Genomic DNA, 26828 nt, shown 5'->3' with positions numbered 1-26828 from the left:
GCGATATGAACGAGCATATGAGCATGAGCGATCTTGGCGCTACCAGGCTTTCGACGGACAAGCCGCTGTCGCTTGCCATCCTCGCCATGGGTGGGCAGGGCGGCGGCGTGCTGGCCGACTGGATCGTCGGTCTTGCCGAGGCTGAGGGATGGATGGCGCAGACGACGTCTGTGCCCGGCGTGGCGCAGCGAACGGGCGCGACGATCTACTATATCGAGATGCTGCCGGCCCGCGACGGTCACGAGCCGATTTTTTCGCTGATGCCGACGCCGGGTGATGTCGATGTCGTCATGGCGGCCGAGCTGATGGAGGCCGGCCGCTCGGTGCTGCGCGGTCTGGTCACACCGGACAAAACGCTGCTGATCGCCTCGACGCATCGCTCCTTTGCGGTCGCGGAAAAAGAGAAGCCGGGCGATGGTATCGGCAATGCCGAGGTGGTGGTCGACGCCACGGATTTCGCCGCCAAACGCACCATCGCTTTCGACATGGAAACGATGGCCGTCCGGAACGGTAGCGTGATATCCGCTTCCATGTTCGGCGCACTGGCCGGCTCCGGTGCGCTGCCTTTCGGTAAGCAGGCTTTCGAGGCGATGATCCGCGCCGGCGGCAAGGGTATCGAGCCCAGCCTGAAAGCGTTCAATGCCGCTTTCGACCGCGTCAAGGAGAAGCCGCGCGATGCGGTTTCCGCAACGCCGCCGAAGCATTTCGATGCCCTGCCGGAGACGGCTGGCCATCCGGCGCTCGATCGGCTGGTCAATCGTATCCGGTCAGAATTTCTGGAAGCCGCCTGGCCGCTGCTGTTTGCCGGCGTCAAGAAACTGACCGACTATCAGGATCCGGTCTATGCCGATGAATATCTGAGCCGCGTCGCCACCCTTCATACGCTCGACCGCAAGGCCGGCGGCGGGGATAAGGACTTCGCCTTCACCGTCCAGGCTGCCAAATATGTCGCCGTTGCCATGGCTTACGACGATGTCATTCGTGTTGCCGATCTGAAGGTGCGCGGCTCGCGCTTCGAGCGCGTTCGCAAGGAGGTCGGCGCCAAGGACGACCAGGTCGTCTACATGACCGAATACATGCATCCGCGCATGGATGAGGTCTGCGGTACGATGCCGAAGGCCATGGGCTTGTGGATCGAGAATAGACCCCGCCTGTTTTCGCGGCTCGACCGCTTCGTCAACAAGGGCCGTCGTGTTCAGACCGGCACGCTCTTCTGGTTCTTCGGTCTCTACATGGTCTCGGCGCTACGGCGTATCCGACGTGGCACTTTGCGGCATTTACGCGAGGTGGAGCATCGCGAGGCCTGGCTTGCGGCAGCATCCAATCTGCTGGCCGTGAATTACGATCTCGCGGTTGAGGTGCTCGGTAACCGCCGCCTCGTTAAAGGCTATTCCGATACGCATGCGCGGGGGCTTTCCAAGTTCGATCGCGTCATGTCGGCCCTGCCGCTGCTGCGCGATCGCGACGATGGCGCCGCCTGGATGCGGCGGCTGCGACAGGCGGCCCTTCTGGATGAGAAGGGCGCGGCGCTCGATGGTGCGTTGAAGACTGTGGAGACGCTGTGAGGCAGGGTCGGCCACCCGCCCTCGCGGTTCGAGGGCGCTTGCGCACCACCTCATCGTGAGGGCTAATCCTTCATGCCGATTGCGAAAATCTCTCCGCCTCATCCTGAGGTGCGTCTTGACGCGCAGCGGAAAGATGCCTCGAAGGACGGGCGGCCATAGGCGCCCCAACCTCTTCAAATCTCATGCTTGCGGATGTTGTGCAGCACCTTGTGCAGTGTCGAGATGAAGGTGCGGTATTCGGCCTCTTCGACGCCGTCGAACATCTGCAAGAACAGGTCGTACATGGTCGGCCACACCTTCTCGAAGGCCGCGCGGCCTTCCTCGGTGATCGATACGTCGCGGATGCGCATGTCTTCGGCGCGCGGCTGGCGGCGGATATAGCCCTGCTGTTCGAGGGAGTCCAAGGTGCGGCTCATCGTCGATTGCTCGGTCACGGCGAAGACGGAGAGCTCGTTGATCGTCACGCTGGAGGATACGCTGAGAACGGCGAGCGCACGCATCTTTGCGGTCGTCATGTCGTATTCGCGCAGCTCTTCGGACAGGTTGGCGTTCCAGCGCGCCATCAGCCGGTTCATCAGATAGGGTGCGAAGTGATTGAGGCCGATTTCGCCCATGGTCGGACGCTTCGCGTTCTCATCTCGCTTGCGCCTCAAAACGGTGCCTGAAAACCGTTCCTCCATCGACGATCCTCCCTAGGAAACGTGTTACTTCAGCGATGATGCGAGCAGGAAGCCGGAGCCCCCACCAAGGCCCGCACCGGGATGCGCCGAAGCGCCGATGTGGTAGAGGCCCGTTATGTGGGTGCGGTGGTTAACAGATGACTTGAAGGGACGCCAGATGAAAAGCTGGTCGAGGCCGCAATAGCCGCCATAAGGGTCACCGCCGACGAGGTTCATGTTCATCGCTTCCAGATCACCCGGAGAGTAGGCGCGGCGTGCGAGCTTTATGCCCGAGAAGTTCTCGATGTGGCTGGCAAGCAGCGCCTCGATGCGGTCGGCATAGCGCTCGCGCACCTCTTCCGTCCAGCGGCCGTCCTCCGGCGTTGCGATCTCGCCGGCGGCATCGCCCTTGATATGGCGCGGCGCTTCGGGAAGCTGCAGCCAGAGGATCGACTTACCTTCCGGCGCGCGGCTGGGATCGAGCGCGACCGGTTGCCCGACGCAGACGGTGGGCTCCGCAGGCAAGAGCCCACGCTCGCATTCGTTGGCGGCGCGCGAGACGCCGTCGAGGCCGGAGGTCAGATGCAGCAGCGCCACCTTGCCGAGCTCTGCATCGGCCTTCCAGCGCGGCGGTTCGGAGAGCGCGTAATGGATCTGCATGTCGCCCTTGCCGTACCGATAGCTGGCAACGCCGGATTTGACTTCGGCCGGCAGCGGATCCGGCCAATCCCCCATCAGCCGCTCGTAGAGTTGATTGGGCGTGACCGAGCAAATTACGCCGGATTTGGCTCTCAAAATTTCGCCGCTTGCAAGTCGCACGCCGTCGGCGCGGCGATTGGGGCCTGGAATGATAGCCTCGACATCGGCGCCCACGCGGATTTCGCCGCCATTGTCGGCAATCAGCCGTTCGAAGGCGGCCAGCAGTTTCCCCGCGCCGCCCTTGACGATCGGCGCGCCGCCCAGTTCCAGCGCAAAGCCGATGACCTTCAGCATCTCGGCCGAATAGGCGCTTTCCGGCCCGAGGCCGCAATGAAGCACCCAGGGTGCCCAGAGCGCATGGATATCATCCGAGCGATAGGCAGTTTCGAGGTAGCCGCGCGCCGGCGTCAAGGCCTCGCCGAACCAGGCGGCGAGCTTGCGCAGGCCACGGTTCCAGCCTTGCCCGGCAACGGCTTTCAGGGTCGATCCCGACCATAATGCGCCGCCGAGCAAGGAAAACAGGAACGGCGCGTCGGCGGCAAGGGCCGCCATCTCGCGGGAGAAAGTCTGCCCGTCGCCGAGCGACAACTCGTCGAAGGTGGCGATATTTCGCTGCCTGTCCTTGGAAAAGATCACATGCGAACCGTTAGGTCGCAGAACGCCTGTGGGAAAGTCGGCATGGGCAAATTCCAGACCCCGCGCCTCAAGGTCCCCGCCGATAGCGCCATAGGCCGGCGAGGTGAGGAACAGCACCATGGTCGTTGCCATGACGTCGTGGATGAAGCCGTGCTCGGTGATCTCCTCGGTGCGCAGGCAACCGCCGATGCGGTCGTTGCGCTCGAGGACGAGCACCTTGTGGCCCTTTTTGCCGAGCATCGCGGCTGCGACGAGCGCATTGATGCCGCTGCCGACGATGATGTAATCACGATCGCCCATTGCCGTTGCCCCTCATAGGCAAGATGAACGGAAAGGCCGGAGCCCGCCCCTCGGGTCCCGGCCTCTCCAGCCTATCATGCAATCAATGCCAGTGCACGAACCGGCGAGCCGGTGCCCTTGACGAATTTCAGCGGAGCGGCGATCAGCACGGCGCCCTTGGCCGGAAGCTGATCGAGATTGGAAAGGCTGGCAAGGCCGTAGCGGTTGGCCTTGTGCATAAGGTTGTGCGCCGGGAAGGGCGGGTTCATGCCGCCGGCGGAACCGGCATCGGTGCCGATCGTTTCCGAACCCCAGCCGATGATGCCCTTGGTCAATAGATATTCGATCGCCTCGGCGGTCGGGCCTGGAGAATGCGGGCCGTTTTCATCGGCGTTCAGGAAGGTCTCGGTCGAGCCGTTGCGCTTGTACCAGTCGGTGCGCAGCAGCACCCAGCTGCCGGGCTCGATCGCGCCGTTCTCAGCTTCCCATTCCTTGATGCTGTCGACCGTTAGCAGGTAATCGGGATCGGCCGTGGCTTCCTTGGAGCGGTCGATGACATTGACCGGAGCTACGAAATTCTGCGGCGGGATGGTGTCCGTCGTGTTGTTCGGATGGTCTTTGCCGGTGATCCAGTGACAGGGCGCGTCGAAATGCGTGCCGGTGTGCTCGCCGAGTTCCAGCCAGTTCCAGGCCCAGAAGGGGCCGTCCTGATTGTATTCCGAGATCGTATGGACCTTGACCTTGGGGGTGTTCTTGCCGAACTGTGGCGGCAGGTAGAGCACCGGGGTGTCCGGGCCGAGCGGCGCGGTGAGATCAACGACCTTGACGGAGCCCGAAAGCAGGGCCGAAGCGAGGCTGGCGAGTGCGGTAGCGGTCATATTTTGAGTTCCCCTTGTTGTCGCATGATCCCATGCGAGGAGCCGTTTTTGTGGGTCTTTTATTCGGATCAGGCTTGAAGTCAGTGTCGCCAAGCGCGGGTGCGTTTCCTCCCGGCACCGGTCCGCGCGGCGGCGGAATGGAGGGAGCCTATGTCACAATATATGATATTGCAAGCATTCCGACCTGCTTCCAGAGGGCAAAATTTGGCCTCAATTCGCGTGCGGACCGGATTGGTAAATCACTGAAATAAAACGCTAATCTCTGGGGTATTTTCAAGTGTGCCATTTTAGATTGCAATGATGTCAAGCAATTCGCGTCGGCATATACTTGAAGCTTAAAACTCAGGATGTATGCATGTGATAATAATAATCACAATTCGAAGAGGGGCAAGCGATGAGCTATGATTCGATCATAGTGGGGGCCGGCCATAATGGCCTGGCGGCGGCGGTGCATTTGGCTTCCAAAGGCTGGAAGGTCGTCGTCATCGAGGGCAATGCGGAGCCTGGCGGTGCGGTGAAGACGCGCGAAGTGACGCTGCCGGGTTTCCGGCACGATCTCTGTGCCATGAACCTCTCCATGTTCGCCGGCTCGGCCTTCTTTGCTCAATATAAGAACGAGCTGTCGGCTGAAGGCCTGAGCTTCGTGCCCGCCGCGGATTGCTTCGCCAGCGTTTTTCGCGACGGCACCTATCTCGGCGTCAGCACCGATCTCGAGAAGACCGCAGGCGCCATCGCCGACATATCGCCCCAGGATGCCGCCGCCTGGCGCAACATGCTCTCGCAATTCGGGACGGATGCCCCGCACATCTTCGGCCTGCTCGGCTCGCCGATGCCCTCCATGACTGCCGCCAAGGTCATCTGGAAAGCCTGGCGTCAAAAGGGAATGGGCTGGATCTACGATACGGCGCGCATGCTGTTTGCTTCGCCACGCGATTTTCTCGACGCCCGCTTCCAGAATGCGAAGCTCAAGACGATGATGGCCGCTTGGGGATTGCATCTCGACTTTGCGCCGGATGTTGCTGGCGGTGCGCTGTTTCCCTATCTCGAATCCATGGCCAATCAGGCCTTCGGCATGGTGATCGGCAAGGGTGGCGCCGATACCATCATCAAGGCGATGGCCGCCGTGCTGAAAAGCAAGGGTGGGGAACTGATGCTGGGTACGCGTGTCGACAAGATCGTCACGTCAGGCGGCAAGGCAACGGGCGTCGTTCTCGCCGATGGACGCCACTTTGACGCGAAGCGGGCCGTCATCGCCAATGTCCACCCGCAGATCCTGTTCGGCAAGCTTCTCGACCAGGATGCGTCGCGTCGCGAGTTCGACGGCAAGGTTTCGCGCTTTCGGGCCGGACCCGGCACGATGATGATCCATCTGGCCTTGTCGGGTCTGCCGGACTGGACCGCAGGCAAGGCGCTCCAGAATTTTGCCTATGTGCATATCGCGCCGGATCTCGAAATGATGTCGCGTGTCTATGCCGAGGCGATGGGCGGGCTTCTGCCGGCCGAGCCCGCTTTGGTGATCGGGCAGCCAACGGCGATCGACCCGACGCGCGCGCCTGCGGGGCAGCATGTGCTCTGGATCCAGGTGCGTGTCCTGCCGGCGGAATTTCACGGCGATGCGGCGGGCGAAATCATCGGCGCAAGCTGGGATGAGATCAAAAGTACCTATGCCGAGCGCGTTCTCGATATCGTCGAATGCCATGCGCCCGGCTTGCGTAGCAAAATATTGGGCCAATCGGTGTTTTCACCCATCGATCTCGAACGCGAGAACCCGAATCTTGTCGGCGGCGACAACCTTTCCGGCAGCCATCATCTCGACCAGAATTTCCTATTCCGCCCCGTTGCCGGCTATTCGCGCTATAGGACACCGGTGGCTTCGCTGTTCATGTGCGGAGCTTCGACATGGCCGGGTGCGGGAACGGGGGCCGGTTCCGGTTTCATGTTGGGGAAAATGCTGGCCAGGTGAGCACCATTTGGCTTGACGCGTAAACCTTTGACATTTCAAATGTTGCTCCCTAGATCGTCCACATGAATGAATGTAGAGCATTGAATTGAGCTGACGCGATGGCAGAACCGGAAAGTGCAACCGTTGACCTGGAGATTATCGTTCAGGGGGCGCAGGAAGGCAAAAAGCTGGAGTTGCGACTCTGGTTGCGCATGCTGTCGACCACGAAGCTGATCTCGCAGGAAATTCGTCGCCGACTGCGCAACGAGTTCGGTGCGACCCTGCCGCAATTCGATCTGATGGCGCAGCTCTATCGCGAACGCGAGGGTCTGCGGCTTGGGGAGCTGTCGAAGCGAACCATGGTTACCAACGGCAATGTCACCGGGCTTGTCGAACGGCTGGAAGCGGATGGCCTCGTGCTGCGCGTCACGCCCGATGGCGACCGGCGCGTGACGGTCGCGAAGCTGACGGCGAAGGGAGAAACATCGTTCAGCGCCATGGCCGCAGCGCATGAAGGCTGGCTGCGCGACATGATGGCGGATGTGGATCCCGCTGTTGTCAGCGAGTTGTGGCGGGATATCGGCGCGGTGAAGTCGTCGGTAAGCAACCATCTTTCGGGCGCCGACTTCGATTGATGGCCGCTCTGTCTGTTTGTTTCCGCGCAATTCCATGCGGAAAACCGCTACGCACTTTTCCTTGAATTGCTCTATCTGGCCTGCTCGCCCTTGAATTTCTTCTCGAGCACGCTGACGAGGCGCACCATCGGCCAGAGCAGGATGACGTAAATCACCGCGGCCATGATCAGGGGCGAGGGGTTGGCATAAAGGCCCTGGGCGTTCTGCCCTTCTTTCAGCAATTCCGGCAAGGCCACGGTCGAGGCAAGCGATGTATCCTTGAACATCGACACGCAGTTGCTTGTCGTCGGCGGGATCACGATGCGGACCGCCTGCGGCAGTACGACCTTGTAAAGCGTGATCAGGAAGGGAATACCAAGGGCGGCGGCGGCCTCGAACTGGCCGCGCGGCACGCTTTCGATCCCTGAGCGAAAGACCTCGGCCGAATAGGCAGCCAGCACGATGGAAAATCCAAGGATCGCCGACCACCAGGCGGAAAAGCTGATGCCGACGAAAGGCAGGGCGTAATAGATCAGGATCAGCACGACCAGCATCGGCATGGCGCGCATGATGTCGATATAGGCGATCATCAATAACTGCAGCGGTTTAGGAGCGTAGAGGCGGATCAGGCTGACGACGAGGCCGCCGGTCACGCCGATCAGAATGCTGACCACGCCGAGCGCGATGGTCATCCAAAGCCCGCGCAGCAGTTGGGGGAAAGCCGAGATCATGACGTCGGAATTGAAGAAGGTGTCGACGAAAGACATTGGCACTCCCGCGCGCAAAACGAAGATATGATTTCTTACATCTACGCCGGTTGCTGCGACCGGCGTAGCTCATTTCAGTGATGATCTTTTGATCACGCCTTGGGGATAGGCAATTCGGTGACGGTAGAGGAGCCTGTCGGCGCTTTGCCGCCGAACCACTTTTCGTGGATCTTCTCCAGCGTGCCGTCCTTCTTCATCGCGGTGATGGCATCGTTGATCTTCCCGAGCAACGGCGAATCCTTGGTCATCATCAGGCCGTATTGTTCGCCGGTCTTGATGCGATCCTTGATGGCGAAGCCCTTGGTCTTGACGAAGAGATACTGCATGCCTGGAATATCGCTGACGACGGCATCAATGCGGCTGGCGCCGAGATCGAGGAACATGTCCTGCTGCGAGTTGTAGCCCTTGACGTCGGCAAAGCCCTGCGCTGCCTTGTTGTCATTGACCCATTTTTCACCCGTCGAACCCGACAGCACGCCGACGGTTTTGCCCTTGAGATCGGTAAGGCTTTTGATCGAGCTGCTGTCCTTGGCGGCCACGCCCATGTCGGAGTCGTAATAGGGCTGCGTGAAGGACTGCGATTTCAGGCGCTCCGGCGTAATCGTGATGGACGAGATCGCGACGTCGATGCGCTTGGAGCTGGTTGCCGCGAACAGCGCCTGGAAGCCATAATCGGCGATGTTAGTCGTCATGCCGGCGCGCTTGGCCGCCTCGTTGACGACATCGACCTCGAAGCCTTCGAAGCCGCCATTGGCGGTCTTGTATTCGAAGGGCGGATTGTTCGGATAGGAGCCGACGTTCAGCACGTCGGCGGCATAGGCAAAATGGCTTCCGCCGGCTAGGCCGACGGCGGTCGCAAGGACCAGCAGACTGCGACGAGTAATGGGCATTTTCTTGGTCTCCCTCTGGTTATGGCTGCGGGCTTTTCCTCTCACCCGCGGTATTCCCGTCCGCCTGACCGGCGGCCGTCTCATGTCATCGCGTTGACCATGCGATCGAGCGCGATGCGCATCTGTTCGGTTTCGCGGAAGGTGCACATGCGCAGGAAGGCGCGGGACGATTCGCCGAAGTGGTATCCCGGCGCCAGGCCGACGCGGGCTGTTTCGAGGATACGCTCGCACAGCGCCGTCGCATCGGGTTCGCCCTGCAGCGCGAAGAAGGCATACATGCCGCCGCGCGGTTTCTCCGGCAGGATCATGCCCGGTATCTTCGGCAGCTTCTCATAGGCCAGATCGAGGCCGGCCTTGATGCGTCCGCGGATTTCAGCGACCAGCGGCTCGCCTTCGCGCAAGGCGGCTGCGGCACCGGCCTGAATCATGGCCGAGGTGCCGCTGTTGATATATTGCGTCATGGCGCCGAGCTGATCGGCAACGGCAGACGGGTGCGTCAGCCAGCCGACGCGCCATCCGGTCATCGCCCACGCCTTGGAGAAGCTGTTGATCGCGATCACGCGATCGCCGTCCTCGGCCACCTGCAGGATCGAAGGGGCGATTTCGCGATCGAAATAGAGGCGGGCATAAACCTCGTCGGAGATGATCCAGATGCCGGTGCGGCGGCTGAAATCGAGCAGCGCCTGCATCTCCTCGCGCGACGCCGTCCAGCCCGTTGGGTTGCAAGGGGTCGACAGGAAGATGGCGCGGGTGCGGGCATCGCAGCGAGCGAAAAGCTTGTCGAGATCGAGGCGCCAATCGGTATCGAAATCGAGCGATACGGCGCGTGGCTCGCCGCCGATCAGGTGGATGGCGTTATGAATATTCGGCCATTGCGGCGCGACGTAGACGACATTGGTGCCGACGTCGACGAGCAGCTCGAGGGCCATATAGAGCGCCTGCATGCCGCCAGGCGCGACCGTCGTACGCTCGATGGGGATAGGGCGCTGATGCCAGTGAGTCTGATAGTCCGACAATGCTTCGTTGAGCGTCGCCAGCCCGCGCATATTTGGAACATAGAAAGTCGCACCATCGTCGAGCGCTTTCTTTGCCGCGTCGCGGATGAAGCCGGGTGTCACCACATCGCCTTCGCCGAACCAAAGCGGAATGACGCCGCCGAGTTCGCGTGCGCGCTTGGCAAGCACGGCGATGTTGTCGGTGCGCATGTCGCGGATCTGAGCGCGGATGCCTTCGAGGGCATCGCGGCCTGATATTGCGTTCGGCAAATTATGCTGCGGTCGAAGAGACAAGGAGTTTCCCCTGGGAATCCGGTATTGGAGGGTTCAAACGGCTGCGGAAGCTCTCGCTCTCGCCACCCCTCGATTTCGAATGGTTATCCAAAAACCAATGCATTTCAAGGACAAATTTTAAGCTTAAAAAGTCTGCCTCCTTGCTGGATTTCATTTTGCCTTTCAAAGTGGTAACACCCTGATAGAAATCAACTTTCCTTCTTGTTCTCGCGCTGACCGGCCGCTCTTGCGGCATCGACGCCGGCGGCCAGGCTGGCGCCTAAAAACATCGTGTCGCTTGCCAGTACAAAGAAGCTGATACCGTCTTCCGACCATGCGCCGACATCATCAGGCGAAGGGCGGAAGATGCCGACCGCGCGACCGGCGGATAAAGCCGTTTTTGCGATAGTGCCGATCGCCGCGTCGAGCCTGTCTTTGCCTGCCGGTCCCATGGCGTCGATCGAGACCGAGAGATCGCCGGGGCCGATGAAGATCAGATCGATACCGTCGACGGCCGCGATCTCGGCGACATTGGTAAGCCCCTCGGCCGTTTCGACCTGGATGGCAAGCAGTAGCTCCGCATTGGCCTTGGTGAGGTAATCCGGAATGCGGTAGCCATAGGCAGCAGCGCGACCCGGGCCGACGCCGCGTGTGCCGAGCGGGGGATAGCGGGTGGCCTTAACGGCGGCGCGGGCTTGCTCCGCCGTCGAAACGCGCGGTACCAGCACGCCCGCGGCACCCGCATCCAGAACGGCCGCGATATCCTCAGCCGCATGCCCAGGTACACGGACTATGGCGGGAACGCGATGGACATCGGCGGCGCGGATCAGATCCTCGATGCGCTCGCGGCCGATCTGCGAATGCTCCCAGTCGATGCAGAGGAAATCGACGCCGGAGGCTGCGGTAACTTCGATGGCGACCGGATGCGGAATGGCCGCAAACGTACCGACGAGCAGCTTCTGCTCCATACAATTCCGGCGGAAATCGCTCATCGGCATCCTCATATTTCAGCGGTCCTCTCAACGAGGGATAGACCGAAAAGATACAACTGCGAAGCGGCAATAGCCCTGAACTCAGGGCACCTTCCGTGCCGATCACGCACCGGCACGGAGGCATTACAGTGGCGGAGTTGTTCGGGCGCCGCCACCGCTCACAGGCACGGCTTACTTGCGCCGCGCCATGATCTCGGTCAGGACCGCATCGAACCGCGCGATCTCTTCAACCTTGTTATAATGCACCAGCGACACGCGGATGGCACCCGTTTCCATGGACAGGCCGAGGCGCTTCATCAGGCGCGGTGCGAACATGTGCCCGTCGCGCAGGCCGATGCGCCGCTTGCCCATCTCGTCGGCGAATTCCTGCGGCGTGATGCCTGGCATGTTGAAGCAGATTGTGGGAACGCGCTGCTCCAGGCGAGCCTCGTCGGAGATGCCGTAGATGGTGGCGCCGTGGCGCTTCAGCACCGCGATCATCTCGCGCGACAGTATCAGTTCGTATTGGCGGATCGCACCCATGGCGGCGGCTAACGCCTGACGGCGGCTATGATCGCCGGCAGGCAGGAAGCGACGGCCGAGGCCTTCGAGATATTTGACCGCCGCGTTCATGCCGGCGACGTTCTCATAGGTGAAGGTGCCGACTTCGATCTTGTAAGGCGGCACGTCCGGGATGAAGTCTTCCTTGAACGTCGGCAGCTTGACCAGCGCGTCGTAGCGGCCCCAGAGGAAGCCCATATGCGGCGAGAAATTCTTGTAGCCGGAGCAGACGAGATAGTCGCAGCCCCAGGCCTGAACGTCGATCAGGCCGTGCGGGCCGTAATGGACGCTATCGAGAAAGGTCTCGGCACCGGCGGCCTGTGCCAGTTTGCAGACCGCGGCGACGTCGACGATCGTGCCGATGGAATGCGCCGTGACGGTGCAGGCGACAAGGCGGGTCTTGTCGTTCAGAAGCGGCTTCAGGTCTTCCACGTGCAACGTGCCATCCTCGCGCATGCGCCACCAGACGATCTTCGCGCCATCGGCTTCCAGCGCCATCCAGGTGGCGATGTTGGCATCGTGATCCATGTCGGTGACGACGATCTCGTTGCGCTCGCCGAGCAGCTTGGCAACGCCGAGGCTGACAAGGCGGATGAAGGAGGTGGCGTTCTGGCCGAAGGAGATTTCCTCGGGACGATAGGCATTGACCAGCATAGCGACGCTTTCGCGCGCTTCGTCCAGATTGCGGTCGACGCCCTGACTATGCTGGTATTTCGCCATGCGCTGGACGTTGAAATCGATGAGGTGATTGGCAACCGCGTCGACGACCGCCTGCGGCACCTGCGCACCGCCCGCATTGTCGAGGAAGACGAAATCGCCGGCCTTCTGGATGGCCGGGAACATGGCGCGGACCTCGTCGACCGGGAAGCTGTTGTGGCCGGCGAATTGCGATGCGGAAGCGGCGGAGCTCATGGGGATCTCGCTCTGGACGTTGGGACTGAAACCTCAATTTTGATCATTTGATCACAAAGTACTTTAAGGTTCAACCAAATTTCTCGATCTCTTTTGATAGGCTTAGCGACGAGCCGAGCCGGAGCCCTTGCGCGGTTCGTCCTGCGTGGCCGGGCAATAATCCTGGAGGATTTCGTGGGTGCGTCTGATATCGGCGACGACACCGTCGCGGGCGCCGGCAAAGTTGCCCGCCTTCAGCGCCTTGACGATGGCAACATGCTCGCCGGCGGGATCGAGTTCGCCGCTGCGCATCAGGGGTTCGACCGAGGCGGATAGCATGCGCATGTAGGGGCCGAAACGTAGCCACAATGTCTCGATGAGCTGCAGCAGCACCTCGGAGCCGGAGGCGCGATAGATGGTGAAGTGGAATTGCTGGTTCTTGGCCATCAGGTCGTAGACATTGGCACCGAGGCCGATCACATGCTGTTCCCCGGCGATGCGCTCGAGCGTTTCAATGTCGGTGGGGGTGAGGTTCGGCATGCCGAGTTCGGCCGCCAGACCCTCCACGGCAATGCGGGCGCGGCACAGATCGCCCAACCGGGCAAGGGTGACGATCGGAATACGGGCCGAGCCGTTGGCCGCGACCTCCAGCGCATTTTCCGCCGCCAGCCGGCGCAGCGCCTCGCGCACCGGCATGTTGCTGGTTCCGAAGGTTTCGGCAAGCGAGGCGATGGTCAGGGTCTGGCCCGGATCGAAATTGCCGGCCATCAGCGCGTTCCTGAGCTGCTGATAGACGCTCTCCTGGATCGTCGTTCTGGAGGACACCGGTTCCAGGGCTATGCGCACGCTCGCTTCCTTTTCGCTTCTCGGGACTCGTTCATGGTAGAACGAAGGGCGGGCGAAAGGAAAGGGTTTCCCAGAGCAGTGCTCAGGCTTCCTCGGCCTTCCAGTCCGCCGCATCTGTCGTGGATGCTATTTGACCGTTCTTCACTCGGGTCTTTCGCAGGCCGAGACCGACGCCGATGAGGGCAAGCGCGCCGCCGATGGCGTGATAGGCATGCAGCTGCTCTCCAAGCAACGCCCAGGCCAATGCCGCGACGATAATGGGCAGGAGATTGATCAGCAGCGAGGTTCGGCTCGCGCCGAGCCTCTGAATGCCGATCATCCAGCATAGCGGCGCGACGAGAGAGGTCGGGATCGCGGCATAAAGGATCAGCGGCAGATTGGCCGCGGTGACCGGCGAAATGTCGCCCATCAGGAAGATCGGGATCAGCAGCAAGGTCGAAAAACCGATCTGCCAGAAAAGCTGCTGCCACATCGGAATTGGCATCGCCCAGCGTCTCAGCATCACGCCATAGAGCGCGTTCGAGAGGACGGCGATGATCATTAGGCCGTCGCCGATATGAAAGCCGCCATTCGCCAGCCGCATCGGGTCGCCTTGAGACGTCAGATAGATAAGGCCGACCAGGGAAATTCCGCCACCGGCAATACTCGCGATGCTCAGTTTCTCTCCGGCGAGCAGACTGGCAAAGAACGTCGACATCAGAGGCATCAGCGCAACCATCACACCCATATTGACGGCAGAGGTGGTCTTGGCCGCCTCATAAGCGAGGCTCTGGTAGATCACCATGCCAAGAGCGGCGAGGGTAGCGAGCTTCAGCCAGTGCTGCCGGAGCAGGGCGCGATTGCGCCATGCCGCGCGGCCGACGAAGGGCAGCAGTACGACGAAGGCAAGCAGCCAGCGATAAAAAGAGATGGAGCCCGGGGAGATCACGCCGGCGGACGCTTTGGTGACGACGGTATTGCCGGACCAGATCAGCACCGTCAGCAGGGGCGCAAGTCCGGCCGCACTGACGATGGATGCGGAAGCGTTCGGCTGGGTGCTCATGGGAATGATCTCTCGTCGTCTTCTGGCTTGGGCAAAATGAAGGAAAGCGGACATAGTTCGCCATCCCGAAGCTTTTCTATCGTCTGTCCGAATTCTGGTATATAGCGAAATCAAGACAACGGGAGTGAAATGAGGACATGACTTTCAAGTCTCCACGCATCGAGGGTGATCCGCCGCACCCGGTTTCCTTCCGAACCGAAAACTATAGGGCAGGTACGGTTTTTCCCAGAAAGAGCCAGCCTTGGGGCGAGCTCAACTATGCGCTTATCGGTGTCTGCGAGTTCGACATTGAGGGCGTGCGCTATCTGTCGCCGCCCCATTATGCCATCTGGCTGCCGCCGGATACGATGCATGGCGCCTATAGCCAGCATGACTTGCGCTATGTGACCGTCTACGTCGAACGCGCGCTCTGCCACGATCTGCCGGAGAAGCCTTCCACGCTCAGCATCAGTCCGCTGCTGAAGGCGATCCTGGCGGATTTCGCGGCGCGTGATGTCACCATACCCGAAACTGCCGAGGATCTGCGGCTTGCGCAGGTGCTGGTCGATCAGATTCGCCTGGCGCCACGCTGCGAAAGCTATCTGCCGCTTTCCGACGATCCGCTGCTCGGTCCGGTGCTGAGCGCCCTGCAGGCCGATCCCGGCGACAGGCACTCTCTCTCGGAATGGGCGCGCAGGATGGGGACGACGGAGCGTACTTTATCGCGCCGATGCCAGGACGATCTCGGCCTTTCCTTCAACGAATGGCGACAGCGGTTGAAGCTCGTCGCCGCGCTTTCGCTGATCGAGGCCGGCCAGCCCGTGCACCGGATCGCATCGCGATTGGGCTACAGCAACGCTTCCGCTTTCATCGCGATGTTTCGCAGGCTGACGGGCGCGAGCCCGACACAGATGCGCTAGATCCTATGGCTCGACTAGAACGATTTCCAGCTCGCGCAGCCCCTGCGGATCGGCGACCACGTTGATGTTCGTAATCATGCCGCCCTCGTTGACGGCGCACAGAAGTGCGATGCGTAACTGTCCGCCGATCACCACGATGGCACCGACCGCGCCGTTGATGACGGCGAGCCGGGCTGCCTGCGCGCGGCCGTGGAAGGTCTTGGCGACGTCGGCGCGCCCGCGGATTTCGCTGACCGATCCCATGCGTGCCGCAACGGCGTCCGGCCGGAAGACCGCGTCTGGGTCGAGGACGGCGAGCAATGCCTGCATGTCGCCATGACGCGAGGCGGTGAAGAAGGCCTCGACGACGTGGCGCTGGCGGGTGAGATCGGCCTCTGTCGCCGACGGCGTGTCCTGCACGCGGCGGCGGGCGCGGCTCGCAAGCTGGCGCGTCGCGACCGTCGTGCGGCCGACAATCGGGGCGATGTCGTCGAAAGATACGTCGAACATATCATGCAGGACAAAGGCGAGCCGTTCGGCCGGGTTCAGCTTTTCCAGAACGACCAGAAGGGCGAGACCGACTGAATCGGCCAGCAATGCATCCTGTTCCGGATCGGTGCCGTTTCCGGCTTCATGCGTGACCATCGGTTCGGGGATCTGAACCGTCAGCGGCTCCTCGCGGCGGGATTTGCGGGCGCGCAGCAGGTCGAGGCAGATGCGTGCCGTGACCGTCGTCAGCCATCCGCTGAGATTTTCGACGTCCGAGGTATCGCTCCTGACGAGGCGCAGCCATGTTTCCTGCACCGCATCTTCGGCCTCGGTGCGCGAGCCGAGCATGCGATAGGCAACGGCGCGCAGATGCGGCCGGTTCGCCTCGAATTTTTCAGCTTGCCACTTTTTTTCGTCCATCGGTCACATTCCCTCATCGCGTTTCGTCAGACCCATGACGAGTGAAATCCAGCCGGTGTGACAGCGGATCGGCAGGAAAGTGCATCGTCAGGACATGAGCCGCAACCGTGCTCTCACAATCAGAGGAAATAGATATGCAAGCTCGTATGAAGAACCCCGCCCTCGTTCTGCCCGAAACGCTGCAAGCGCTTCTGGCTGTCAGCAATTCGATCAAGGATCAGGGTCTTTCGGAAAATATCATGGACCTCGTGCATCTGCGCGTCAGCCAGATCAACGGTTGCAGCGTCTGCACGGATATGGGCTTTCGCAAGCTCCAGAAGGCCGGCGAGACGCTGGAGCGAATCGTCGGCGTCTCCGCCTGGCGCGAAATGCCTTATTTTTCGGAGGCCGAGCGCGCGGCTCTGGCCCTCGGCGAAGCGGCCACCCGGCTTGCCGACCGGCCGGATGCCGTCAGCGACGAGATCTGGAACGACGCAGCAAAGCATTTCGACGAAAAGGCACTGGCGGCGCTGATTGTCGCGATCGCGATCGACAATGTCTGGAACCGGCTGAATGCAACGGTCCGCCAGCAGGCAGGCGCATCCTGGAACTGATCGTTCGCAATGAGCGCCACCTTCTTCTCACAGCATGTGGAAGAAGGTGGCCCGCATTTTTAAGCCTCGCCTACTCGCGAGGTCACCAGCAATTTCGCCATCCAATCCACGAAGACACGCACCTTGTTGCTGAGGTGCCGGTTGGGCGGGTAAACGATATGCAGGGGCAACGACGGCCGGGTCCAGTCGGAAAGAATGGGAACGAGTTTGCCGCTGGCAAGCGCGTCCCGAGCCATGAAGCTCGGAACTTGCGCAATGCCGAGCCCCATCAACGCCGCCTGGAGATAGCTGCGGCTGTCATTCACCGAAAGGATATAGCGCGGGCTGATTTCCAGTGCCTCGTTGCCGTGTTCGAACAGGAACGGAATCGTACGGCCGGTTTGCGCGCGAAAATAGCTGACCGCATAATGGCTGGTTTCCAGATCCTCCGGCCGTTCCGGGAAGCCATGCTTGTCGATGTAAAGCGGCGCCGCGCAGGTGACGAGGTGAATTTCACCGACGCGGCGGGCAATCAGCGACTGGTCGCTCGGCATGCCGGCGCGCAGCGCGCAATCGACATTCTCGGCCAGATAATCCACCAGACGGTCGCCGACACCGAGATCGATATGGATATCGGGATAACGCTGATGGAAATCGCACAGCGCCGGCATGACGATCTTCTCGGCGAAGGCGCCGGCCATTTCGACGCGCAGGCGCCCGCTCGGCAGGCTCTGCGAATTGCTGATGCTGCCGTCCAGCTCCTCTATCTCCGAAAGGAGCTGAACCGCGCGTTCGTAATAGAGCGCACCGTCCGTCGTCACCATGACGCGCCGGGTCGTACGGTTGAGGAGCTTGGCATGCAGATGCGCCTCAAGCGACTGGATGAGCGTCGTCACCGTCGCCTTCGGCATGGAAAGGGCGGCTGCGGCGCGGGTGAAATTACCCGTTTCCACCACACGCGCGAATGCCCGCATTGCTGATAACTGATCCATTCTATGATGTCCCTGCACCGTAAAGAAAAGGTGCCGATTGTTTGTAATCGTGAACAGTCTGATCGAATATAAGCTACTTATTCTCGAAGCGGAATAACAATATGTTTTTCTCGTGATTGTTGCAATGCGGCATGGGGGCGCCAAAGACCGCATTCGAGAATATGATTGCAAAGCGTGGCAGACCGCTTCTGAATTGGATCATATTCGCTCGAACAGACAAGGATTTGGGTCGATGAGTGCGCCGTGGAAAGATGTTGTGCTGGAAAACGTGCCTACGGGGCCCGTGGAAGCCCGGATCTACAACGGCGAAGGTTTGAAGAAGGCGGCACCTCTCGTGCTTTATCTGCACGGCGGCGCTTTCCTCGACACCGATCACGCGACTGACAGGCCGGTGGCGGCAAGTCTGGCAGAGGCTGGTGCCATCGTGGTTGCCGCGGATTATACGAGCGGCAATCAGAATGCTTTTCCGAAGGTGCTCGAATGCGCCTACGGAATTCTCGCCTACCTCGGCAACAAGCGGAACATGCTTGCGCTGGGTGGAGCGAAAAAATCGCTGCTGTTTGTCGCCGGAGAGGAATCGGGTGGCAATGTTGCGGCGGGTGTCGCTTTAAAGGCGCGCGATCAGATGCCCGGTTCGCTGGACGGACAGGTGCTGATTTCGCCTTTGCTTGATCCCTTCATGGGATCGAAATCTTTCCTCCAGGCGGAGGAAAGCGGCATGCGCGAGCGCTGGACGGACGGCTGGAACCGATACCTGGGCTTTCTGGGCGGTGTCTGCCACCCTTATGCAGCGCCTCGATACTGTTCGCGGCTTTCGGGCCTCGCGCCGGCATTGGTGCTCACGGCCGAGGACGACCCGCTCCGCGACGAGAGCATGGAATACGGCAGTCGGCTGAAAGCGGCTGGCGTCCGTGTTCGCCAGCAAGTCCTTCCCGCCGGGACAGGCTGGCCCACCCTCTATGGCGGGCAGTCGAAAGACAGGCCTTCGTGGCGACAGGATATCTGTTGCTGTTTCAAGGGTTTTGTCGAAGACGTGCAGGCTTGATCGACTAGGCTATCCCGTCCGCGAGAGACAAGCGCGAACTGGATGAGGCGTCGAAGGCACGACCGAAGCGGTGGTCGCGCGAATGCGCGGCGCTTCGGCCCCTGATTTTATTGAGACGATAGGAATTTTCGGTCCCGTGTCCCAAGACGGGACCAAAGGAGAGACCAACATGAAGTCCAACCGTAAGAGCTGGGCCCTGTGGGGCGCCGGCGTGGGTGTTGCTGCGGCTGTTGCAGGCGCGGCTTTCTATCTGGAGCTGCCGCGCGGCGCTCAGGCAACGGAGGCGGCCAGCAAGGCGGCACCGCCGGCGGTCCCCGTCACGGTTGCCGCTGTCGAGCCGCGCGACGTCACCTCCTGGCAGGAATTTTCCGGCCGGCTCGAAGCCATCGACCGGGTCGAAATCCGGCCGCGTGTCGCCGGCGCAATTCAGTCTATGCATTTCCGTGAAGGCACTTTGGTCAAGCAGGGCGACCTGCTGGTGACGATCGATCCCGCACCCTATGAGGCGGCCGTCGCCCAGGCTCAGGCCCAGGTCGGAGCAGCAAAAGCCAAGCTCGATCTCGCCAAGGTCGAAGTCGGCCGTGGGCAGAAGCTCTTCGACAACAAGACCATTTCGCAGAGCGACATGGACACGCGCACAAGCAATTATGCCGAGGCCGAGGCCAATCTGAAGGCGGCGCAAGCGGCCTTGCAGACAGCGCAATTGAACCTCGACTATACGCAAGTCCGCGCTCCGATCGCCGGCCGCGTCGGCAAGATCGCCGTCACAGTCGGCAATCTCGTGGCCGCCGGCTCTTCTTCGCCGGCATTGACGACGCTTGTTTCGGTCGATCCGATCTATGCAAGCTTCAATGCGAACGAGCAGACGGTCACCAGGGCGCTGTCCGAGCTGTCCACCAGCAATGGTGTGGCTCCGCCGGTGGAGCAGATCCCGGTTCAGATCGGGACGGCGAGCGACAACGGCACGCCGATCACGGGCAAGTTGCAGTTGATCGACAATGAAGTCGATGCGGCGAGCGGCACCGTCAGCGTTCGCGCCGTATTCGACAATCCGGGCGGCCGTCTTATCCCAGGTCAGTTCGTGCGGGTCCGCATGGGCCAGCCGAAGGCCGAGACGAAGCTGCTCATCAGCGAGCGTGCGATCGGCACCGACCAGGACAAGAAGTTCGTCTTCGTAGTCGGGGCGGACAACAAGGTCGAATATCGTCCGATCAACCTTGGTGACAGCTCCGACGGCATGCGCATCGTCACTTCGGGCTTGAATGCCGGTGACCGGATCATCGTCAACGGCCTGCAGCGGGTTCGCCCCGGCGCCGTGGTCGATCCGAAGCTGGAAGAGAAGGTCGCCGCCAAGTAATTATCCGGCCGGGAGGCTTAGCTTTCCGGCCGCCATTCCAAGTCTCGATTTTGCAATGCTCGTGGCGCCTCTTGGGCCGCGGGCCTGGGCCTCGTGTCCCTTGATTCACTCGTGGAGAGGGTTCTGCCATGAACATCTCAAGATTTTTCGTCGACCGTCCGGTGTTCGCCGGCGTGCTATCGATCCTCATCGTGGTTGCCGGCCTGATCGGTCTCAAGCTGCTGCCGATCTCCGAATATCCGGAAGTCGTGCCGCCGTCGATCGTCGTCACCGCGCAATATCCGGGCGCCAACCCGAAGGTCATTGCCGAAACGGTGGCAACGCCGATCGAGGAGCAGATCAACGGCGTCGAAGGCATGCTCTACATGAGCAGCCAGGCGACGTCTGACGGTCTGCTCACGCTGACGGTCACCTTCAAGCTCGGCACCGACCCGGACAAGGCGCAGCAGCTCGTGCAGAACCGCGTCTCGCAGGCAGAGCCCCGCCTGCCGCAGAACGTGCGCGATCTCGGTATCACCACGGTCAAAAGCTCGCCCGACCTGATGATGGTGGTCAACCTCATCTCGCCGGACAATCGCTACGACATCACCTATCTGCGCAACTACGCCACCCTGAACATCAAGGACCGGCTCGCCCGTATCGACGGTGTCGGCCAGGTTCGCGTGTTCGGATCGGGCGATTATTCCATGCGCGTCTGGGTCGATCCGCAGAAGGCGGCCGAACGTGGTCTCGCCGCAAGCGACATCGCCAATGCCATTCGCGCGCAGAACATCCAGGCGGCCGCCGGCATCATCGGCCAGTCGCCGAGCGTTCCCGGCATCGACGTCCAGCTGAACGTCAATGCTCAGGGCCGCCTGACGACGCCGGAGGAATTCGGCAACATCATCGTCAAGAGCGGCACCAACGGCGAGATCACGCGCTTGCGCGATGTCGCCCGCATCGAACTCGGCGCGGCCGATTATTCGCTGCGTTCGCTGCTCGACGGCAAGCCGGCAGTCGCTGTTCCGGTCTTCCAGTCGCCGGGCTCCAACGCGATCACCATCTCGGACAACGTCGTCAAGACCATGAACGAGCTGCAGACCGCTATGCCCGATGGCGTGAAGTATGAGATCGTCTACGACACCACGCAATTCGTGCGCGCGTCGATCGATAAGGTCGTGCACACGCTCCTCGAAGCCATCGTGCTCGTCGTCATTGTCGTCATCCTGTTCCTGCAGACATGGCGCGCCTCGATCATCCCGCTGATCGCGGTTCCGGTCTCGATCATCGGTACCTTCGCTGTCATGTATGTCTGCGGCTTCTCGATCAACGCGCTCAGCCTCTTCGGCCTGGTGCTGGCGATCGGTATCGTCGTGGACGACGCCATCGTGGTCGTCGAGAACGTCGAGCGCAACATCGAGAACGGCCTCAGCCCGCGTGACGCGACCTATCGCGCCATGAAGGAGGTCTCCGGCCCGATCATCGCGATCGCGCTGGTGCTGGTCGCCGTCTTCGTGCCGCTGGCCTTCATCTCCGGCCTGTCGGGCCAGTTCTATCGCCAGTTCGCGCTGACGATCGCGATCTCGACCGTCATTTCCGCCTTCAACTCGTTGACCTTGTCTCCGGCCCTGGCGGCGATGCTGTTGAAGGATCACCATGCGCCGAAGGATCTGCTGACGCGCGTGATGGATGTGGCGTTCGGCTGGTTCTTCCGCGGCTTCAACAAGGTCTTCCATCGCGGCTCGTCTGCATACGGCAAGGGCGTCGGCGGCATCCTGTCGGTGAAGAGCCTGGTCATGGTCGTCTACCTCGCCTTGATCGGCGCGACCTACTACCTGTTCCAGGCCGTCCCCGGCGGTTTCGTGCCGCAGCAGGACAAGCAGTATCTGATCGGCTTTGCCCAGCTGCCTGATGGTGCAACCCTCGACCGCACAGATGACGTCATCCAGCGGATGAGCAAGATCGCGCTGGAACAGCCTGGCGTCGAACATGCGATCGCCTTCCCGGGCCTGTCGATCAACGGCTTCACCAACTCCTCCAACGCCGGTATCGTCTTCGTGACGCTGAAGGCATTCGAGGAGCGCACGACGCCCAATCTGTCGGGTGGGGCGATCGCCATGCAGCTGAACCAGAAGTTCGGCGCGATCCAGGATGCCTTCATCGCCATGTTCCCGCCGCCGCCCGTCCAGGGTCTCGGCACGACCGGCGGCTTCAAGCTGCAGATCGAGGACCGTGCCGGTCTCGGTTACCAGGCGCTCGACGAGGCCAACAAGGCGTTCCTCGCCAAGGCCTACCAGACGCCGGAGCTCTCGGGCATCTTCTCGAGCTATCAGATCAACGTGCCGCAGCTTTTTGCCGATCTCGATCGCGCCAAGGCCGAACAGCTCGGCGTCTCGGTGACCGATGTCTTCGATACGCTGCAGATCTATCTGGGTTCGCTCTACGTCAACGACTTCAACGCATTCGGCCGTACCTACAGCGTGCGTGTGCAGGCGGACGCCCAATTCCGCTCGCATGCAAGCGATATCGGCCAGTTGAAGGTTCGCTCGGCGTCGGGCCAGATGATCCCGCTGTCGGCATTGCTGAAGGTCGAGGCGAGCACCGGGCCGGAACGGACGACACGCTATAACGGCTTCCTTGCCGCCGATATCAACGGCGGTCCGGCCCAGGGCTTCTCGTCCGGCCAGGCACAGGCCGCCGTCGAGCGGATCGCCAGCGAGACGCTGCCTCCGGGCATCGGCTTCGAATGGACGGATCTGACCTATCAGCAGATCCTGGCCGGCAGCTCGGGCGTCATCATCTTCCCGCTCGCCCTGCTGCTCGTCTATCTCGTGCTGGCCGCCCAGTATGAGAGCGTGAGCCTGCCGCTTGCGATCGTCATGATCGTGCCGATGGGTGTGCTGGCCGCCTTGACGGGCGTCTGGCTGACGGGTGGCGACAACAACATCTTCACGCAGATCGGCTTGATGGTGTTGGTGGGCTTGTCGGCGAAGAACGCGATCCTGATCGTGGAATTCGCCCGCGAGCTGGAGTTCGACGGCCGCAAGCCGGTCCAGGCCGCGATCGAGGCCAGCCGCCTGCGCCTGCGCCCGATCCTCATGACCTCCATGGCTTTCATCATGGGTGTCGTGCCATTGGTCACCTCGACCGGCGCGGGTGCCGAGATGCGCGCCGCCATGGGTGTCGCGGTGTTTGCCGGCATGATCGGCGTCACCTTCTTCGGCATCTTCATGACGCCGGTCTTCTACGTGCTGATCCGCAGCGTGACGGGCAATCGTCCGCTGAAGCAGCATCCTCACAACGACAACGACCAGTCGGCGCACATACTCCCGATCGCCGCCGAATAGAGGGCCGTGCCGAGCGGTACTCCAGTGCTCGACATGCCACGGGCGGGACCGAAAGGTCCCGCTTTTTTCATGCATTAATATTTTCGTTTTAGCTAATTTACCCTTCTTTCGAAGAATTTGCCGCATGACCGCCGATTTCCTTTGCATGCTGGCACCAGAGGTTTATCAAGCTCTTGGATGAGTTGATTGACGTACGTCGGGCGTGAGGAGTCGCCTGCGTCTCTTGGGGGCTTGAGGGCGAGAATGGGCGGAAGATCGTCGCCGAATCCATCGGCATGACGAAGGGCGCTCCGCTATCCGGTATCCGATGCGTTCCAATTCGGAGGATATTTCATGCAGGGCAGAAAGATCGCGTTTCTTGGTACGGGATTGATGGGCGCGCCGATGGCGCGGCGGCTGCTCGCCACCGGTTTCGCGGTGACCGTCTGGAATCGCGACCGCAGCAAGGCGGAGCCTTTGGCTGCCGATGGCGCGACTGTCGCGGATACGGCGGTCGAGGCGGCGCGGGGAGTATCCGTTCTTTTCACCATGCTGACCAACGGCGGTGCCGTCGGCGAGGTCCTGTTCGGCAGCGGTGTGGCCGAAGTGCTGGAAGCCGGTGCGATCGTGATCGACCATAGCTCCATATCGCCCGCGGTTGGCCGCGAACATGCGGGCAAGCTTGCCGAGCGCGGCATTCGGCATATCGATGCTCCGGTCTCCGGCGGCGTCGTGGGTGCCGAGGCCGGAACGCTTGCAATCATGGCCGGCGGTGATGCCGACGTGATAGACAGCGTTCGCGATATCATGGCGCCTCTCGGACGCGTGACCCGCGTCGGCCCCAGCGGTACGGGCCAGCTCGCAAAGCTCGGCAACCAGCAGATCGTTGCCGTCACCATCGGCGCCGTCGCGGAGGCGATGCTCCTTGTCGAGGCCGGCGGCGGTTCGCGCGAGGCATTCCGTGCCGCCATCCGCGGCGGTTTCGCTGAAAGCCGCATCCTGGAACTGCATGGTCAGCGCATGATCGAGCGCAATTTCGAGCCGGGCGGAACCGCTCGCAATCAGCTGAAGGATCTCGATACCGTTCTGGCGACGGCGGAGGGTCTCGCCCTTCATCTCCCCTTGACGGAAGCTGTGAGAGCCGAATTTGCCGAATTCGTCGAGAATGGCGGCGGCGAGCAGGATCACAGCGGTTTGCTGCAGCATCTGGAAGACAAGAATGCCCGAGGAAAGGCTTGAGGAAGAGATGAGCGATAAGGGTGCATCCAAGCGTCGCCTGCGTTCGCAGGACTGGTTCGACAATCCCGATCATATCGATATGACGGCGCTCTATCTCGAGCGTTTCATGAATTACGGCATCACGCCGGAAGAGCTGCGATCCGGCAAGCCGATCATCGGCATAGCCCAGAGCGGTAGCGACCTCACGCCCTGCAATCGTCATCACCTCGATCTTGCCAAGCGCGTGCGCGATGGCATCCGTGATGCCGGCGGCATTCCGATCGAATTCCCGACCCATCCGATCTTCGAGAACTGCAAGCGTCCGACGGCGGCGCTCGACCGCAATCTTGCCTATCTCGGTCTGGTGGAAGTGCTCTATGGCTATCCGCTCGATGGCGTCGTGCTGACAACCGGCTGCGACAAGACCACGCCGTCGGCACTGATGGCGGCCTCGACCGTCAATATTCCGGCAATCGTTCTGTCCGGCGGCCCGATGCTCGATGGCTGGCATGAGGGAGAGCTTGCCGGATCGGGAACGGTGATCTGGCGTTCGCGCCGCAAGCTGGCGGCCGGAGAGATCGACGAGGAGGAGTTCATGGAGGCGTCGCTCGCCTCGGCGCCCTCGATCGGCCATTGCAACACCATGGGTACGGCCTCGACCATGAATGCCATGGCGGAAGCCCTCGGTATGTCGCTGACCGGGTGCGCCGCCATCCCCGGCGCCTATCGCGAGCGCGGCCAGATGGCCTATCGCACAGGAAAGCGTGCGGTGGAGTTGGTTCTCGCCGATATCAAGCCTTCGGACGTGCTGACGCGCGAGGCTTTCCTCAATGCCATCCGCGTCAACTCGGCCATCGGCGGCTCGACCAATGCGCAGCCGCATCTGGCTGCCATGGCCAAGCATGCGGGGGTCGAACTCTACCCCGGCGACTGGCAGGTGCATGGCTTCGACATTCCGCTGCTCACCAATATGCAGCCGGCGGGCGCCTATCTCGGCGAGCGCTTCCATCGCGCCGGCGGCGTTCCGGCTGTCATGTGGGAGCTACTGCAGGCCGGCAAGCTGGACGGAAGCTGTCCGACGGTTACAGGCAGAACGATGGCGGAGAATCTAAACGGCCGGGAGGCGACCGATCGCGAGGTCATCCGCCCCTTCGCCGAGCCGCTGAAGGAGCGCGCCGGCTTCCTCGTCCTCAAGGGCAATCTGTTCGATTTCGCCATCATGAAGATGAGCGTCGTTTCGGAGGAGTTCCGCAGCCGTTACCTGCAGGAGCCGGGCCATGAAGGTGTGTTCGAGGGCAGGGCTGTGGTCTTCGATGGATCGGAGGATTATCACAAGCGCATCAACGATCCCGGGCTCGGCATCGACGAGAGGACCATCCTGGTAATCCGCGGAGCCGGGCCGATCGGCTGGCCGGGGTCGGCCGAGGTCGTCAACATGCAGCCTCCGGATGCTCTTCTGAAGCGGGGCATCCGCAGCCTTCCCACGATCGGTGACGGCCGCCAGTCGGGTACGGCCGACAGCCCATCCATCCTCAATGCATCGCCGGAAAGTGCTGCCGGCGGCGGCCTTGCCTGGCTCAGGACCGGCGACGTCATTCGCATCGATTTCAATCACGGCCGCTGCGACATGCTGGTGGACGAGGCGGAAATCGAGCGCCGCAAGGGCGACGGTATTCCGGCCGTTCCGGCGGATGCGACGCCATGGCAGCGGATCTATCGCCGTTCGGTCACGCAGCTTTCCGATGGTGCCGTCCTCGATGGCGCGGCCGAGTTCCGCAATATCGCCGCAATACCGCCGAGGCATAACCATTAGCGCCGGACGATTTTAGGTCGAAGCAACTTAAAATCTGAATCCGCGCTGGAATCAAATGAGTAGGGCATGATGTCGTCGTAAGCCGCTTACACTTTTCGGCATCATGCTCCAGTTGGGATATCAAAAAACTGCTGACCGAACGCCAATGCGCTGCCGTTAAAGTTCGTGAAAGGGAGTGGTGCATATATACTTAGCAGCAGTTATGCGGTCTCTTCAGTTTCCGAAGGGGGG

General features: G+C 61.5%; 22 protein-coding genes. 10 read left to right on the top strand and 12 right to left on the bottom strand.

The genetic code is table 11. The features are described from left to right. Positions 1-5: 5 nt before the first annotated feature. Positions 6-1565 (top strand): indolepyruvate oxidoreductase subunit beta family protein, encoded by a 1560-nt coding sequence (locus HGP12_RS05025; protein WP_205926340.1) that lies wholly within the window; start codon positions 6-8, stop codon positions 1563-1565. A gap of 173 nt (positions 1566-1738) precedes the next feature. Here HGP12_RS05025 and HGP12_RS05020 read toward each other — a convergent pair whose 3' ends face one another. The 3 genes from HGP12_RS05020 to HGP12_RS05010 form a co-directional block, all read right to left on the bottom strand. After that, complete coding sequence (locus tag HGP12_RS05020; protein ID WP_168838319.1) at positions 1739-2245, bottom strand: MarR family winged helix-turn-helix transcriptional regulator; 507 nt, start codon at positions 2243-2245, stop codon at positions 1739-1741. A 24-nt stretch (positions 2246-2269) separates the two neighbouring features. Beyond that, the gene (locus tag HGP12_RS05015) at positions 2270-3859 is read right to left on the bottom strand and encodes an NAD(P)/FAD-dependent oxidoreductase (protein ID WP_168838320.1); all 1590 of its coding nucleotides are present in this window, start codon (positions 3857-3859) and stop codon (positions 2270-2272) included. 74 nt (positions 3860-3933) lie between these two features. Further along, positions 3934-4716 carry a cyclase family protein gene (locus HGP12_RS05010; RefSeq protein ID WP_168838321.1) on the bottom strand — a complete coding sequence of 261 codons (783 nt, stop codon included), beginning with the start codon at positions 4714-4716 and terminating at the stop codon, positions 3934-3936. Between the two features lie 394 nt (positions 4717-5110). Between HGP12_RS05010 and HGP12_RS05005 the strand changes: the two genes are divergently transcribed. Next, complete coding sequence (locus HGP12_RS05005; RefSeq protein WP_168838322.1) at positions 5111-6679, top strand: NAD(P)/FAD-dependent oxidoreductase; 1569 nt, start codon at positions 5111-5113, stop codon at positions 6677-6679. Between the two features lie 98 nt (positions 6680-6777). Further along, positions 6778-7293 carry a MarR family winged helix-turn-helix transcriptional regulator gene (locus HGP12_RS05000; RefSeq protein WP_168838323.1) on the top strand — a complete coding sequence of 172 codons (516 nt, stop codon included), beginning with the start codon at positions 6778-6780 and terminating at the stop codon, positions 7291-7293. Between the two features lie 71 nt (positions 7294-7364). Here the strand turns inward: HGP12_RS05000 and HGP12_RS04995 are convergent, their stop codons facing one another. The 7 genes from HGP12_RS04995 to HGP12_RS04965 form a co-directional block, all read right to left on the bottom strand. Further along, on the bottom strand, positions 7365-8039 hold the full coding sequence (locus tag HGP12_RS04995; protein WP_168838324.1) for an amino acid ABC transporter permease: 675 nt from the start codon (positions 8037-8039) through the stop codon (positions 7365-7367). A 92-nt stretch (positions 8040-8131) separates the two neighbouring features. Continuing rightward, entirely contained in the window at positions 8132-8929 is a 798-nt protein-coding gene (locus HGP12_RS04990; protein WP_168838325.1) for an ABC transporter substrate-binding protein, read from the bottom strand. An 80-nt stretch (positions 8930-9009) separates the two neighbouring features. Beyond that, the gene (locus tag HGP12_RS04985; protein WP_168838326.1) at positions 9010-10218 is read right to left on the bottom strand and encodes a pyridoxal phosphate-dependent aminotransferase; all 1209 of its coding nucleotides are present in this window, start codon (positions 10216-10218) and stop codon (positions 9010-9012) included. Positions 10219-10406: 188 nt separating this feature from the next. After that, positions 10407-11189, bottom strand: coding sequence for an HpcH/HpaI aldolase/citrate lyase family protein (locus tag HGP12_RS04980; protein ID WP_168838327.1), 783 nt, complete (start codon positions 11187-11189; stop codon positions 10407-10409). A gap of 171 nt (positions 11190-11360) precedes the next feature. Further along, complete coding sequence (locus HGP12_RS04975; RefSeq protein ID WP_168838328.1) at positions 11361-12641, bottom strand: cysteine desulfurase-like protein; 1281 nt, start codon at positions 12639-12641, stop codon at positions 11361-11363. Between the two features lie 102 nt (positions 12642-12743). Then, positions 12744-13466, bottom strand: coding sequence for a GntR family transcriptional regulator (locus tag HGP12_RS04970; RefSeq protein ID WP_168838329.1), 723 nt, complete (start codon positions 13464-13466; stop codon positions 12744-12746). An 82-nt stretch (positions 13467-13548) separates the two neighbouring features. Further along, positions 13549-14508, bottom strand: coding sequence for a DMT family transporter (locus HGP12_RS04965; RefSeq protein WP_168838330.1), 960 nt, complete (start codon positions 14506-14508; stop codon positions 13549-13551). 137 nt (positions 14509-14645) lie between these two features. Between HGP12_RS04965 and HGP12_RS04960 the strand changes: the two genes are divergently transcribed. After that, on the top strand, positions 14646-15407 hold the full coding sequence (locus HGP12_RS04960; RefSeq protein ID WP_168838331.1) for a helix-turn-helix domain-containing protein: 762 nt from the start codon (positions 14646-14648) through the stop codon (positions 15405-15407). Between the two features lie 3 nt (positions 15408-15410). Here HGP12_RS04960 and HGP12_RS04955 read toward each other — a convergent pair whose 3' ends face one another. Further along, a complete protein-coding gene (locus HGP12_RS04955) occupies positions 15411-16295 on the bottom strand; it encodes a sigma-70 family RNA polymerase sigma factor (protein ID WP_168838332.1) in 885 nt (294 codons plus the stop codon). Positions 16296-16429: 134 nt separating this feature from the next. Here HGP12_RS04955 and HGP12_RS04950 point away from each other — a divergent pair, with 134 nt between their 5' ends. Then, complete coding sequence (locus tag HGP12_RS04950; RefSeq protein WP_168838333.1) at positions 16430-16888, top strand: carboxymuconolactone decarboxylase family protein; 459 nt, start codon at positions 16430-16432, stop codon at positions 16886-16888. Positions 16889-16947: 59 nt separating this feature from the next. Here HGP12_RS04950 and HGP12_RS04945 read toward each other — a convergent pair whose 3' ends face one another. Next, complete coding sequence (locus tag HGP12_RS04945) at positions 16948-17859, bottom strand: LysR family transcriptional regulator (RefSeq protein WP_168838334.1); 912 nt, start codon at positions 17857-17859, stop codon at positions 16948-16950. 232 nt (positions 17860-18091) lie between these two features. On the opposite strand from HGP12_RS04945, the gene HGP12_RS04940 reads away from it, so the two are divergent. From HGP12_RS04940 to HGP12_RS04920, 5 genes are all read left to right on the top strand, one after another. Next, positions 18092-18904, top strand: coding sequence for an alpha/beta hydrolase fold domain-containing protein (locus HGP12_RS04940; protein ID WP_168838596.1), 813 nt, complete (start codon positions 18092-18094; stop codon positions 18902-18904). A 169-nt stretch (positions 18905-19073) separates the two neighbouring features. Continuing rightward, entirely contained in the window at positions 19074-20261 is a 1188-nt protein-coding gene (locus HGP12_RS04935; protein ID WP_168838335.1) for an efflux RND transporter periplasmic adaptor subunit, read from the top strand. A gap of 128 nt (positions 20262-20389) precedes the next feature. Continuing rightward, positions 20390-23587, top strand: coding sequence for an efflux RND transporter permease subunit (locus HGP12_RS04930; protein WP_168838336.1), 3198 nt, complete (start codon positions 20390-20392; stop codon positions 23585-23587). Positions 23588-23920: 333 nt separating this feature from the next. Continuing rightward, entirely contained in the window at positions 23921-24805 is an 885-nt protein-coding gene (locus HGP12_RS04925) for an NAD(P)-dependent oxidoreductase (protein ID WP_168838337.1), read from the top strand. Positions 24806-24812: 7 nt separating this feature from the next. Then, the gene (locus tag HGP12_RS04920) at positions 24813-26597 is read left to right on the top strand and encodes an IlvD/Edd family dehydratase (RefSeq protein WP_168838597.1); all 1785 of its coding nucleotides are present in this window, start codon (positions 24813-24815) and stop codon (positions 26595-26597) included. Positions 26598-26828: the final 231 nt, after the last annotated feature.

Origin of the sequence: Rhizobium sp. P28RR-XV (genome assembly GCF_012641385.1) — a bacterium.
GTDB lineage: Bacteria > Pseudomonadota > Alphaproteobacteria > Rhizobiales > Rhizobiaceae > Rhizobium.
Note: the sequence above shows the minus strand (reverse complement) of the source record. Positions and strands in the feature narration are given on the sequence as shown.

Bases quoted from the DNA above. Each gene is read 5' to 3' on its own strand.
- HGP12_RS04945 (WP_168838334.1), bottom strand. From the start codon at position 17,859: ATGGATCAGTTATCAGCAATGCGGGCATTCGCGCGTGTGGTGGAAACG.
- HGP12_RS04950 (WP_168838333.1), top strand. From the start codon at position 16,430: ATGCAAGCTCGTATGAAGAACCCCGCCCTCGTTCTGCCCGAAACGCTG.
- HGP12_RS05025 (WP_205926340.1), top strand. From the start codon at position 6: ATGAACGAGCATATGAGCATGAGCGATCTTGGCGCTACCAGGCTTTCG.
- HGP12_RS04990 (WP_168838325.1), bottom strand. From the start codon at position 8,929: ATGCCCATTACTCGTCGCAGTCTGCTGGTCCTTGCGACCGCCGTCGGC.
- HGP12_RS04925 (WP_168838337.1), top strand. From the start codon at position 23,921: ATGCAGGGCAGAAAGATCGCGTTTCTTGGTACGGGATTGATGGGCGCG.
- HGP12_RS04960 (WP_168838331.1), top strand. From the start codon at position 14,646: ATGACTTTCAAGTCTCCACGCATCGAGGGTGATCCGCCGCACCCGGTT.
- HGP12_RS04965 (WP_168838330.1), bottom strand. From the start codon at position 14,508: ATGAGCACCCAGCCGAACGCTTCCGCATCCATCGTCAGTGCGGCCGGA.
- HGP12_RS05005 (WP_168838322.1), top strand. From the start codon at position 5,111: ATGAGCTATGATTCGATCATAGTGGGGGCCGGCCATAATGGCCTGGCG.
- HGP12_RS04940 (WP_168838596.1), top strand. From the start codon at position 18,092: ATGAGTGCGCCGTGGAAAGATGTTGTGCTGGAAAACGTGCCTACGGGG.
- HGP12_RS04955 (WP_168838332.1), bottom strand. From the start codon at position 16,295: ATGGACGAAAAAAAGTGGCAAGCTGAAAAATTCGAGGCGAACCGGCCG.
- HGP12_RS04995 (WP_168838324.1), bottom strand. From the start codon at position 8,039: ATGTCTTTCGTCGACACCTTCTTCAATTCCGACGTCATGATCTCGGCT.
- HGP12_RS05000 (WP_168838323.1), top strand. From the start codon at position 6,778: ATGGCAGAACCGGAAAGTGCAACCGTTGACCTGGAGATTATCGTTCAG.
- HGP12_RS05010 (WP_168838321.1), bottom strand. From the start codon at position 4,716: ATGACCGCTACCGCACTCGCCAGCCTCGCTTCGGCCCTGCTTTCGGGC.
- HGP12_RS04980 (WP_168838327.1), bottom strand. From the start codon at position 11,189: ATGAGCGATTTCCGCCGGAATTGTATGGAGCAGAAGCTGCTCGTCGGT.
- HGP12_RS04920 (WP_168838597.1), top strand. From the start codon at position 24,813: ATGAGCGATAAGGGTGCATCCAAGCGTCGCCTGCGTTCGCAGGACTGG.
- HGP12_RS04975 (WP_168838328.1), bottom strand. From the start codon at position 12,641: ATGAGCTCCGCCGCTTCCGCATCGCAATTCGCCGGCCACAACAGCTTC.
- HGP12_RS04935 (WP_168838335.1), top strand. From the start codon at position 19,074: ATGAAGTCCAACCGTAAGAGCTGGGCCCTGTGGGGCGCCGGCGTGGGT.
- HGP12_RS05020 (WP_168838319.1), bottom strand. From the start codon at position 2,245: ATGGAGGAACGGTTTTCAGGCACCGTTTTGAGGCGCAAGCGAGATGAG.
- HGP12_RS05015 (WP_168838320.1), bottom strand. From the start codon at position 3,859: ATGGGCGATCGTGATTACATCATCGTCGGCAGCGGCATCAATGCGCTC.
- HGP12_RS04930 (WP_168838336.1), top strand. From the start codon at position 20,390: ATGAACATCTCAAGATTTTTCGTCGACCGTCCGGTGTTCGCCGGCGTG.